Raw genomic sequence first — 11957 nt, forward strand, 5'->3', positions numbered from 1 at the left:
TGGTACGGCCGATGAGTACCTCCGGCCGCGTGACTCTTGCGTGCGTATCGGACATGTGGACCCCGTTCCGGCGGCAGACCCGGCACCGGCCGTGCCGTGCCGGGCTGCCCGCATCTCGCCCCGCTCACTTGAACAGGGCGTTGACCTGCTCGTTGGCCTTGCTCAGCGAGCTCGCCGGGGCGCTGCCGCCGATCACGGCGTCCATGGCCGGCTTCATGACGGATTCGATCTCGGCGGCGTGGTCGGTGATCGGGAAGAGGAAGGTCGTCTTGTCCTTGACGTTCACGGTGAACGCCTCGACGTCGACGCCCTTGTCCGCGAACGTCTTCTGGGCGACCTCGACCGCGGCGGGGATGGCGGGGAAGACGACCGCGTGCTGGGCGACGACGTTCTGGCAGGCAGGGGAGGCGAGATACTTCACCCACTGCCACGCGGCGTCCTTGTTCTTGGTCCCCGCGTAGATCGAGTCGGCGAGGCCGTTGAACATGCTCATCCGCGTGCCCGTCGGGCCGGCGGGCAACGGGGCGAGTCCCGGCTCGAACGTGCCGGACTTGGCGCCGAACACCGAACCGATCATCCAGCTGCCGTTGGTCGCCATGGCACCCTTACCCGCGGACAGCATGTCGTTCCAGGCCACGCCCTCGGTCGCCTTGAGCGGCGGCATGTAACCCTTGTCGATCAGGCTCTTCCACCAGGTGATGGTCTCCTGGAACTTGGGGTCGCCGTAGTTGTACTGGCTGCCCCACGGGTTCTTGTCGGTGAACTTCCAGCCGTTGCTGGCGGCGTACATGCTCCACTGGGTCTGGCCCACGCCGTTGCCGGAGCTCTCCAGCCACAGGCCGTAGGTCTCGACCTTGCTCTTGTCGAAGCCGGGCTCGTCGCCGCGCTTGCCGTTCTTGTCCACGGTCAGCTTGGCGATGATCTTCTCGTAGGTGCCGCCGTCGGCAGGGTTCCAGGCCATGTTCTTCAGCTGCTCGTCGGTGATCCCCGCCTTCTCGGTGAGCTTCTTGTTGTAGAAGACGGCGATGGTGTCCCAGTCCTTGGGCAGGCCGTACCGCTTGCCGTCGGCGCCGACCCACAGGTCGGCCAGGCCCTCCGCGTAGATGCCGGTGTCCACCTTGTCCTGCTTGACGAGGTCGTCGATCGGCAGGATGGTGCGCTTGGTGACGAACTCCGGGTATTTGGCCAGGTGGTCGGTGAAGACGTCCGGCGCGGACCCGGAGACGAAGCCCGTGGTGAGCTTGGTCCAGTAGTCGTCCCAGCCGAGCTGGGTGATCTTGACCGTGATGTTCGGGTTGGCCTTCTGGAAGTCGGTGGCGCACTGCTGGTATGCCGACTGCTGGTTGGCGTCCCAGAGCCAGTAGGAGATGGTCGCCTTTCCGCCGGCGGAGGCGGACCCTCCGCTGGTGCCGCCGCCGCACGCGGCGAGGGCCAGCGACAGCAGGGCGACGCCGGCGACCGCCGGCAGCTTTTTGATCATCAAGGTGTCCTTTCCAGTGGGGGGTTGACGCGAAGATCCGGCGGTCACTTCAGACCGGAGAACTGGATGGAGTTGACGATGCGCTTGCCGAACGCCGCGAACAGCACCAGCACCGGAAGCGCCGCGACGAGAGTGGCGGCCATCAGCCCGGCCCAGTCGGGGCTGCCCTGCGGCGTCTGGGACTTGAACACGCCGAGCGCCACGGTCAGCACGCGGACGTCGTCGTTCGTGGGATCGGTGACCAGCAGCGGCCAGAAGTACTCGTTCCAGGAATTGATGTACGTGAGGATGGCCAGCGTGGCGATCGGCGCCGCGCTCATGGGCAGGATGAGCCGGAAGAAGATGCGGGGATAGCCGGCGCCGTCGAGCATCGCGGCCTCCTCCACCTCGCGGCTCACGTTCAGGAAGAACTGCCGCAGGAAGAAGACGGCGAACGGGGTCATGAACAGGTACGGCAGCACGATCCCGGCGAAGGTGTTGAGCAGCCCCATGTTCTTCATCAGCTCGAAGTTGGGCAGGTGGATGAAGATCGGCGGGACCATCAGCGCGGTCAGGAACAGGAAGAACACCTTGTCCCGGCCGGGCCAGCGCAGCCGCGCGAACGCGTAGGCAGCCATGGCGCTGAAGAACACCTGGCCGATCGTGATGACCGTCGCGACGATCACGGAGTTGCGCAGGTAGAGCCAGAAGCTGATGGAGGCTCCGGAGCCGCCCTGCGCCTGGGCCTCCTGGATGGTGGCCAGCCCGAACACCCGCTCGTACCCGCCGAGGGTCGGGGCCACCGGCAGCCAGGACGAGGGGTCGGAGAACAACATCCGGTTGTTGGACAGCGAGGTGCGCAGCATCCAGTAGAACGGGAACAGCGTGAGCAGGACGAAGATCCAGAGCACCACCCAGGCGGCGATCCGGCCGATGCGGGTGCGACGTCCTTGGCGCGCGGCCGGCCTGGCCACCGCGGTCTTCGCCGAGGGCATGCTTATCGCGGTCATGACAGCGCTCCTCTAGGACAGGTCCGACTCGCCCGCACGCAGCAAGCGCATCTGAAGCAGCGAGACACCGGCGAGGATGGCGATGAGGGCGACGCCCATCGCGGAGGCATAGCCGAAGTCGAACTGGCTGAAGGCCTTCTCGAAGATGTAGTAGTAGATGACCTTGGAGGCGTCCGCCGGGCCGCCCTGGGTGGTGACGGCCACGGTGTCGAAGATCTGGAACGACCCGATGACCGTGATGACCAGCACCATCGCCAGCACCGGCCGCAGCAGCGGCAGCGTGATCCGCCAGAACGAGCGCCACTCCGTGGATCCGTCCACGGACGCCGCCTCGTAGAGCGACCTCGGGATCGCCTGTAGACCGGCGAAGATCAGCAGCGCCGTGTAGCCCATGTGCTTCCAGACGTTCACCAGCGCGATCGTCGGGATCACCAGGTGCTCTTCCCCGAAGAACCCCAGGGGCTCGAGCCCGATCCAGCCGATGACCTGGTTGACCACACCGAGGGTGTAGTCCGCCATCCAGTACCACACGAGGGCGACGACCACGCTCGCGACGAGGTACGGCAGCAGCAGCACGCCGCGCAGGAAGCTCGACTTGGTCAGCCGGTGCATCATGACCGCCAGGACGATCGCGACGATCGTCTGCACCGAAATGTTGATGACGACGTATTCCAGGGTCACCGCGAGGGAGCGCCAGAAGGAGCCGTCACCGATGAGCTTGACGTAGTTCGCCGCCCCGGCCCATTCGGGCGGAGCCAGCAGGCTGTAGTCGGTGAAGCTCAGGTACACGCCGCGGATCGTGGGCCAGAGGTAGAAGACCGCGAACCCGAGCAGCGCCGGGAGGATGAAGAAGAGCGCCGCCCGATGGTCCCTCCTCTCCTGCGATCGGGCCTGCGGCTCGTGGCGCCCCGCGGGCGCCCCGGGTCTTGGTGTGGGAACGGAGACCGTGTTCGCCATCGATCACTCCCTAGTCAGCCGGAGCAGCAGTAGGTGTTCTGGATAGAGATCGGGGGCCTGGATCCCGGCCTGTTCCAGGACCGAGCCGGGAAGCCGGAGCTCGCCGCGGGCCAGCCACGACGGGAGTACGTGGTTGATGCCGGCGGCCACGTCACCCGGCGCCAGCGGTTCGACCCGGTACGTCGCCTGTGGGTCGAGCCCGGGCAGCCGCACCCGGCCGGGCGGCGCGACGACCGAGGTCGCGACCGCGACCAGCGCGAAGATCGCCTCGGAGCGGTCCTGCGCGACCACGCCGTGCACCCACAGCGCGGAGTCGGGGTGATCGGCGCGGACGATCCGCCCCGTGTGCAGCAGGCCACGCACGTCCTTGTAGAGCGCGATCCAGCGGGTCAGCTCGGCTCGCTCGGCCACCGAGGCCGAGGTGAGGTCCCATTCGATGCCGAAGTGGCCGAACAGCGCGGTTCCCGCGCGGAAGGCGAGGTCGTGGCGCCGGCCGGTGGTGTGCGCGTGCCCGGCTCCCACGTGCGAGCCGATGAGCTCGGGCGGGAGCAGGAGCTGGGTCCAGCGCTGGATCGACTGGCGTTCCAGGGCGTCGATGCAGTCGCTGCCCCACACCCGGTCCGTCCGCTGGAGGATGCCGAGGTCCACCCGCGCTCCCCCCGAGGAGCAGGACTCGATCTCCAGGCCGGGGTGGCGGCGGCGCAGCTCGTCCAGCAGCCGGTAGACCGCCAGCGTCTGCCGGTGGACGGCCGCCTCTCCGCGCGGGCTGTGGCCCGCGTCGATCAGGTCGCGGTTGTGGTCCCACTTCAGGTAGTCGATGGCGTACTCGGCGACGAGCCGGTCCAGGCGGTCCAGCACGTACGCGTACGCCTCGGGGTGCACGAGGTCGAGCACCTGCTGGTGACGCACCTCAGGCGGCGTCCGCCCGCCCGTCGACATGATCCACTCCGGGTGGGCCCGGGCCAGGTCGGAGTCGGGATTGATCATCTCCGGCTCGACCCACAGACCGAACCGCATCCCGAGCGCCCGCACGTGCTCGACCAGGGGGTGCAGGCCCTGCGGCCAGACGTCCTCGTCCACGTACCAGTCGCCGAGGCCGGCGTAGTCGTCGCGGCGGTGGCGGAACCAGCCGTCGTCCAGGACGAACCGCTCCGCTCCCACCTCGGCCGCCCGGTCGGCGAGCGCGCGCAGCTTGGGCAGGTCGTGGTCGAAGTAGACGGCCTCCCAGGTGTTCATGACCACGGGACGCGGGTCCGCCGGGTGGCCCGCCCGGGCGCGCAGGTGCTGGTGGAAGCGGTCCGACACGTCGTCCAGCCCGTGGCCGTAGGCCGCGTACAGCCGCGGGGTGGTGTACTCCTCCCCCGGTTCCAGCCGTACCTCGCCCGGCAGGAGCAGCTCGCCGCCGCCGATGACGGCCCGCCCGTCCGGCAGGCGCTCGGCGTAGGTGACGTGGTTGCCACTCCAGCCCACGTGCACGGCCCACACCTCGCCGGAGCGGAATCCGAAGCCGGGGACACCGGCTGCCAGGAGCAGCGACGCGTCCGCCCCTGTGCGGCCGCGGCGGCTCTCCCTGACCCGGGAGCCCACGGTGAACGGCTGGCGCTGCGGTGACCGCTCGCGCAGGTGCCGCCCGGTCAGGTCCAGCAGCGCGGCGGCCTCGGCGGGCACCGGCAGGTTGAGCACGAGGCCGTCCAGCACGTACGGCTCGGCCGGATGCCGGTTGCGCACCGCGGCCCGCAGGGTGATCAGGCCGGTCGCGTCGAGCGCGATCCACACCGTCAGCTCCAGGCCCGCGGCCTCGTCCACGGCTTCGACGCGGACCTCCGTGCCGGCGGCGTGCGCGGAGGTCACCGTGAACAGCGGCGACCAGGCCGTGCCCCCGCGATGCCCGCGTAGTCCCGGCAGCCCCGGCCAGCCGGTCGCGTGCTCGGCGAGCACCGAGAGTTCCGCGGGCGTGTCGAGACCGCTGGAGACGACGGCGGGAATGGCGGCGAGGGCCAGCTCGCGCAGCTGCGCCGGAGTGATGTCTCCGAGGTCGCCGCCCCAGTGCAGCACGCTCGGCAGGCGCGGCCCGCCGACATCCAGGACCAGGCTGACGCCGCCCGCCCGCAGGTGGATCGGCTCCGGCCGGCTCGCCGCCACGCCGTACGGCGCCGTCGGCTCCTCGGCTCGCGTGCTGGTCTCCTGGGGCACTGCGGCACCTCCTGATGAGGAACTAAGCTTTAGTAAATCGATTTAGGCAGCACGATTAACCATGGCGATCAAGAGGAGAAAGCCACGGTCGGCGCGGGACCATTTCGATTTACTAATTGCTTTTAGTTGTTAAGCTGGCCTCAAAAGTGCCCCCACCTGAACCGCATGTCAATCCTTCGTTACGAGTCCGTTACGCGGATCCCACACCCGGCTCCGCGAGCCTGTGACACTCCACCCCCCATCCGCCTTGGAGCGCCATGAGCGAGGTACGCGTGCCCGATGAGGTGTTCGTCCTGCACGACGACGACGACGGCCGGCCGGCCCCGGCCCGGCGCGGTCACACCGGCTTCGCCACCCCGGACGTGGCGGTCGACCTGAACCCGGCGGGCGAAGGCCTCGAGATCCACCTGAGCTCCCCCCGCCGCGGCCTGTCCCGGGTGGCCCTGCGGTGGCATGATCCGCTACCGGAGCCGGCCCTGATCCTGGGCGACGCCTGGGAACGCTCCTACGGCGACCTGCAGTGGCGGCACCGCCAGCCGGACCGCGTCATGCCTTGGTATTGGCTGGCCCACGACCCCGCCACCGGCCGCACCGAGGGCATGGGCGTGCGGGTCCGGCCCGCCGCCTTCTGCTCGTGGAACCTCGACGAGGACGGCGTCACGCTCTGGCTGGACGTACGCAATGGCGCCGCGCCGGTCGAACCTGGCGGGCGGCGGCTGCACGCGGCCACCGTGGTCCGGCTCGGCCCGCGCGCGGACGTGTCACCGTTCGCCGCGCTGACCGAGTTGTGCCGGGCCATGTGCGACGACCCGCTGCTGCCGCCCGAGCCGGTCGTCGGCGCCAACAACTGGTACTACGCCTATGGCCGCGACTTCGGCCCGGGCGAGGTCCTGCGGGATGCGGAGACCATCGCCGACCTCGCCGGCGGCCACCCGGTCCGGCCCTTCTGCGTGGTGGACGCCGGGTGGAGCCCCGGCGGCGGGTGCCCCGGCGGGCCGTGGACGGCCGGACTCCCCGGCCTCTTCGACGACATGCCCGGCCTCGCCGCCGGCATCGCCGCCGCAGGAGCCCGGCCCGGCATCTGGCTCCGGCCGGCGGCGCTGTCCGTCGTGGACGACCCGAGCCGACTGCGGGCCGGCCCGCGACCGGTGCCCGAGCAGCCGCTGGACCTGAGCATCCCGGACAACCTGCACGCCATCGGCGCCGACGTCCGCCGCCTGACCGGCTGGGGCTTCGAGCTGATCAAGCATGACTTCTCCACGTACGACCACTTCGCCCGGTGGGGTTTTCACATGGGCCGGCGGCTCACCGAACCCGGCTGGGCGCTGGCCGACCGCACCGTCACCAACGCCGAGGTGCTCCTGAGCCTGTACCGGACCATCAGGCAGGCGGCCGGTGACGCGCTGGTGCTCGGCTGCAACACGGTCGGCCACCTGGCCGCCGGCCTGGTCCACCTGCAGCGGACCGGCGACGACACCTCCGGCAGGTTCTGGGAGCGGACCCGCCGGATGGGGGTCAACACTCTGGCCTTCCGGCTGGCCCAGCACCACACCTTCTTCGCCGTGGACGCCGACTGCGTGCCCTGCACCCCGGCCACCCCGTGGGAACGCAACCGGGAGTTCCTGGACCTGGTGGCCCGGTCGGGCACCGCGCTGTTCGTCTCGGTGGACCCGCGGGCCCGCACCGCCGGCGTGGACGCCGACCTGCGCGCCGCCGTGCGGATCGCGCTGGACGGCGGCGTGCCGGGCGGCGTGGAGCCCTTGGACTGGCTGCACACCAGCAGCCCGCGCGACTGGCGGACCGGTGACGGCCACCGCCGCTACCGGTGGCTGGAGCCGTACGGCGCCGGGCCGCTGATGGACGGCACCGAGCTGCTCGGGTTGTGACACCTCGCCCGCACCTTGCTCATCGGGACGACGTCATGACGCCGGCGATGGCGGCATGAACGAAAGCCTTCTCATCGCTGGTCAGATCCATGGGGCGGTGGGTGAAGGCTACGTCCAGCAGGGCACCGCGCAACGTCGAGGTGGTCCAGATGCCGGCGGTCTGGTCATCGAGGTCGAGGTGGACACCGGCGACGACTTTTTCGCACCATTCTTCGCCGGCCTGCGGAGCTTGAGGGGAGGGTGGGGTGACCTCGGCGGCGTGGCCGACTGCCACCTTGATCTGCTGAAGGCCGTCATAGGCCCACTCCACACGCCAGCCGGGCCAGGTCCGGGCGAGTGTTGGCCAGGGCCGCGAGCCGGTAGCTTTGGTCGCCATCGCAGTGGCAGAACAGCAGCAGTCGCCGTTCGTCATGGTCGATCAGGCAGGCGCCGTCGCATTCGCCCTCCCACATCCATGAGCTCTTCTCGCGCTGGCGGCGGGCGAACCGGGTTGCTGGTTCAGGGCCGGGCAGGAGATCCCGGACTTGCGGCAACAGGGCCGCGTCCGCGTGCCTCTGTTGGACTTTGGCGTATGGATCAGCGCCGGTACTTCCTCCGGGCTGCGTGGCGAGCTCGCCCCCGCTCATGCGCGCACAGGATTGGGCTGCCTTCGGAGCGCCTCCCACCGACAAGTTCACGCCGATCGTGTGGTGGAGTTCGCCGGGTATCCCGAGCGGTGTTCGTGGACAGGGTGACCACGAACACCGCCCAGGCCGCCGGCGCGGCCAGTGCGCATCTGAGCTGCAGAAACGCCTAGGCCGGGAGGTTCCACTTCTGCGGGTCGAGTCCGTTGCAGTCGTAGATCTGCAGGCGGGTGCCGGCGGCGGTGGCGCCGCCGGGGCTGTCGAGGCAGCGGCCGGACTGCGGGTTCAGCAGGGCGCCGTTCGGCTGCGAGCGCCACTGCTGGCCGCCCGCGCCGTTGCACTCCCAGAGCTGGACCTTGCTGAAGTTGGCGGTGGCGTTGGCGTCGATGTCCAGGCACTTGCCGAAGGCGCGCAGAGTGCCATCGGGGTGCCGCGACCAGCGCTGGCCGGTGGCGATCCCGCAGTCCCACAGCTGCACGGGGTTGCCGTTGGCGTTCGTGTTGGTGTCCACGTCCACGCACTTGCCGGCGCCGGCGGGGCCGGTGATCTGGCCGGCGGTGCCGGACAGCGTGCCGATGCCGTACTTGACCTGGCACTGGTTGCCGGTGAGCTGGGTGGCGGCGAGGTAGAGGAAGCCGGTGCCGTTCGCGGAGGGCACGATCGGCGAGCTGTAGCCGGGGCAGGACGGCTCGCCGGTGTTGTAGCCGCCGGTGGGGTTGACGTTCACCGGCGCCTCGATCTCGGTCCACGCGCCGGCGCCCAGATTGGTGTTGGCGAACAGGACCTGGCCGGACTCGCCGAGCACGGTCTTGTTGCCGGTCGGGCCGGCGACGACGCGCTGGCCGGACATCAGCAGCGTGCCGTTGGGGCCGCCGCCAGGCAACCAGGCCACGTACGGCGTGTGCAGCAGCTCCCGCTGGTCGGAGGTGCGGACCAGGGTCCCGGTGCCGGAGCCCCAGTTCAGGCCGTCGGAGCTGGTCTTGACGTACACCTCGCAGGCGTGGTCGGGGTCGGTGGCGTCCCGGCACATCTCGTACGCCATCAGGAATGAGCCGTTCGGCAGCCCGGTCACGATTGACATGCCCGGCCTGGCCAGGTTGTCGGCCGGGAAGGCCACGTCCTGGGTGAGCGTGGCGCTCCACGACTGGCCGCCGTTGGTGGAGGTGTAGTGGCCGATGACCTGGTTGTTGGTGGGCGTGTTGGCGGGGCGCTCGTCGGAGATGAAGCAGGCGAGGGTATTGTTCGGGGCCAGCAGGAACCACGGCTCCCAGATGCCGTGGCCCCACGAATTGGGCTGGCCGCTGGTCTGCGTGCAGTTCGACAGGTACGTCCAGGTCGCGCCGTGGTCGGTGCTCTTGAACACCTCGACCTTCTGGGCCGTGTAGTCGCCGACGTCCCAAGCTGTGCCCGCGGCCAGCAGGTCGCCTTGGTTCAGCCCGTTGGCTGTGCGCGGCACCTCGTACAGAACCGGGGCCTCCAGGTCCCAGCCGGGCGTGTGGGAGGTGATCGTGGAGATCGGGTTCGCTGACCAGGTGCGCCCACCGTCGGTGCTGCGGTAGATCGGCAGCGACGTGGGCGCGTTGTGGTTGCGGCGGGCGAACGTCGCGAGCATGGTCTCGTTCGGCGAGCCGTCGTGGTCGAGTCGGATCGCCCGCGGGTAGCTGGCGTCGCCCTGCGGATACGTGCCCAGGTTCGGCGCGTAGAGCACCTGGCCGGGCGGAGCCGCCTGGGCGGGACTCGCGGACCCGGCCAGGCAGGCTCCGACCAGGGCTAACGCGGCAATGGGGGGTGTGAGGCGCACGCTGTCTCCTTAGTTCGAGTCGTCTCCGATGACGGGGGCGGTGCAGGTGTCCACGTCCACGGCCGAGCGGGCGACCACGGCGCCGTCGCTGACCAGGGCGAGGTGCAGGCGGCCGCTGGTCCAACCGGCCGGGAGCTCGGCGCTGACCTCGGCGGGGGCGCTGAGCAGGAACGGCTTGGCCTCGATCCACGGGCCCGGCGCGCCGGGTGCGTCGGGGGCGGGGCGCAGCACGGGGGTCCAGGCGGTGTGCAGATGGCCGTTGACCGGCTCGGCGCCGTGGTGGGAGACGCGTACGGGCACGGTGATCTCGCGCGCCTCGGTCAGCAGGTCCCGGCCGGGCGCGACGGGGACGACGTCGAGGACGAGCGTGGTGGTGGCGTTCACGTGCGCCGGGTCCACCCCGGCCAGGTCTTTGGCCCGGCGCTCGAAGTCCAGCAGGCCGGCGGACTCATGCTCGATGTCGTACAGCTCGGTGTAGACGTAGCCGGCCAGGCGGTCGTGGCGGCGCAGCTCCTGGGTCTGCCAGCGCAGGTGCCAGGCGCGTTCCACGCTGGTGAAGCCGCCGCCGTACTCGCTGTTGAGGTTGGGCAGGCCGCGCAGCGGCTGGGACGGCGCGCCGGCCAGCTTCTTGCGTACGACGTAGTCGGGGCCGAGCCGGACCGGGAAGTCGTCCTGCGCGCCGTCCAGCAGGGCGGCCACCGTCCGGCCCCAGGAGGCGGCGGACTCGTCGTAGTAGTGCCAGTCGAGGAGGTCGGTCTTGACGTGGGTCCAGCCGGAGTTGTCCACCGCCGGGCGGGTCGGGTCGAGGGCCTTGAGCAGGTCGTACGCCCGCGCGGCGGCCTCCTGCTTGGCCGGGTCGCCCGGGATGTCCCAGTCCAGGCCCCACTCCTCGTTGTACAGGCCCCAGATGACGATCGCCGGGGAGTTGCCGTCGCGTTCCACCATGGGCGCGATCTGCTCCTCGAACGCCGCCACGGACTCGGCGGAGAAGCGGCCGGTGGCGGCGGGCTCGGCCCACAGCAGCATGCCGAGCGTGTCGGCGTGGTGGACGAAGCGCGGGTCCTCCAGCTTGAGGTGTTTGCGGACCAGGTTGTATCCGGCCGCGGCGGCGAGGTCGAGGTCGTGGCGGAGCGCGGCGTCGTCGGGTGGAGTGATGCCGGTGCGTGGCCAGTAGCCCTGGTCGAGCACGCCGCGTACGAACAGGCGGCGGCCGTTCAGGTACAGGTCCTCGCCGATCACCTCGATCCGGCGCAGACCCGTGTAGGCGGCGACCCGGTCGGTGCCGTCGGCCGAGGTCAGCTCGGCGTCCACGTGGTAGAGGTGCGGGTCGTCCGGCGACCACAGACGCGGCTCGGCGACCGGCAGCACGCCCCGTACGGTCCCGCCGGCGACCGGCAGCTCGATCGTCGTGTCCGTCCCGCGCAGGGTCAGCCGGAGCACGGACTCCGCCGGTCCCGCCACTCGGGCCTCGACCTCGATGGCGTCCAGTCCCGCCGACGGGCGCAGCTTCAGGGCGGCCAGGTGGGTGGCGGGGCGGGCTTCCAGCCAGACGCTCTGCCAGATCCCGGACGACGGGGTGAAACACACGCCGTCGAAGTCGTCTCGCGGGATGCTGCGCTGCTTGCCGTGCGCGATCTCGCGCTTGTCGAGCGGCGCGGAGACCCGTACCACGACCTCCTGGGCGCCGCCGTCGCGCAGGGCGTCGGTGATGTCGGCCTCGAACGGCGTGTATCCGCCCCGGTGGGCGACCACCTCGACGTCGTTCACCCAGACGGTGGCCTCGTGGTGCACGGCGCCGAAGTGCAGCACCACCCGTTGCCCGGTCCACTCCGGCGGGATGGTGACCCGGCGGCGATACCAGGCCACCGGCAGCCAGTGGGCCTCGATGCCGGACGCGGGGGTCTCCCAGGCGAAGGGCACGGTGATGGTCCGGTTCCAGTCCGGCTCGGGGCCGGCCCGGAAGTCCCACTCGCCGTTGAGGCTCGACCAGGAGTGCGACCGGTCGAAGTGGGGGCGGGGATATTCCAT

General features: G+C 70.4%; 9 protein-coding genes. 1 reads left to right on the forward strand and 8 read right to left on the reverse strand.

Annotation, left to right across the window (positions count from 1 at the left end; all coding sequences use genetic code 11):
- Positions 1-124: 124 nt before the first annotated feature.
- From OHA25_RS48650 to OHA25_RS48665, 4 genes are read right to left on the reverse strand one after another with little or no spacing between them, the layout of a single operon-like run.
- A complete protein-coding gene (locus OHA25_RS48650) occupies positions 125-1480 on the reverse strand; it encodes an ABC transporter substrate-binding protein (protein ID WP_327583641.1) in 1356 nt (451 codons plus the stop codon).
- A 44-nt stretch (positions 1481-1524) separates the two neighbouring features.
- Positions 1525-2469 carry a carbohydrate ABC transporter permease gene (locus tag OHA25_RS48655; RefSeq protein ID WP_327583642.1) on the reverse strand — a complete coding sequence of 315 codons (945 nt, stop codon included), beginning with the start codon at positions 2467-2469 and terminating at the stop codon, positions 1525-1527.
- Between the two features lie 12 nt (positions 2470-2481).
- The gene (locus OHA25_RS48660) at positions 2482-3426 is read right to left on the reverse strand and encodes a carbohydrate ABC transporter permease (RefSeq protein ID WP_327583643.1); all 945 of its coding nucleotides are present in this window, start codon (positions 3424-3426) and stop codon (positions 2482-2484) included.
- A gap of 3 nt (positions 3427-3429) precedes the next feature.
- Positions 3430-5568 carry an alpha-galactosidase gene (locus OHA25_RS48665; protein ID WP_327591155.1) on the reverse strand — a complete coding sequence of 713 codons (2139 nt, stop codon included), beginning with the start codon at positions 5566-5568 and terminating at the stop codon, positions 3430-3432.
- A gap of 308 nt (positions 5569-5876) precedes the next feature.
- Between OHA25_RS48665 and OHA25_RS48670 the strand changes: the two genes are divergently transcribed.
- On the forward strand, positions 5877-7505 hold the full coding sequence (locus tag OHA25_RS48670) for a hypothetical protein (protein WP_327583644.1): 1629 nt from the start codon (positions 5877-5879) through the stop codon (positions 7503-7505).
- 19 nt (positions 7506-7524) lie between these two features.
- Here the strand turns inward: OHA25_RS48670 and OHA25_RS48675 are convergent, their stop codons facing one another.
- The 4 genes from OHA25_RS48675 to OHA25_RS48690 all read right to left on the reverse strand — a co-directional run bounded on the left by OHA25_RS48675 (position 7525) and on the right by OHA25_RS48690 (position 11957).
- Complete coding sequence (locus OHA25_RS48675) at positions 7525-7815, reverse strand: hypothetical protein (RefSeq protein ID WP_327583645.1); 291 nt, start codon at positions 7813-7815, stop codon at positions 7525-7527.
- Entirely contained in the window at positions 7799-7957 is a 159-nt protein-coding gene (locus OHA25_RS48680) for a hypothetical protein (RefSeq protein WP_327583646.1), read from the reverse strand. The genes OHA25_RS48675 and OHA25_RS48680 overlap by 17 nt, the downstream gene beginning before the upstream one ends.
- 340 nt (positions 7958-8297) lie before the next feature.
- A complete protein-coding gene (locus tag OHA25_RS48685) occupies positions 8298-9929 on the reverse strand; it encodes a ricin-type beta-trefoil lectin domain protein (RefSeq protein WP_327583647.1) in 1632 nt (543 codons plus the stop codon).
- 9 nt (positions 9930-9938) lie between these two features.
- Positions 9939-11957, reverse strand: a complete 2019-nt coding sequence (locus OHA25_RS48690) for a glycoside hydrolase family 2 protein (protein WP_327583648.1) — start codon at positions 11955-11957, stop codon at positions 9939-9941.

The sequence above is a fragment of the Nonomuraea sp. NBC_00507 genome (assembly GCF_036013525.1).
GTDB lineage: Bacteria > Actinomycetota > Actinomycetes > Streptosporangiales > Streptosporangiaceae > Nonomuraea.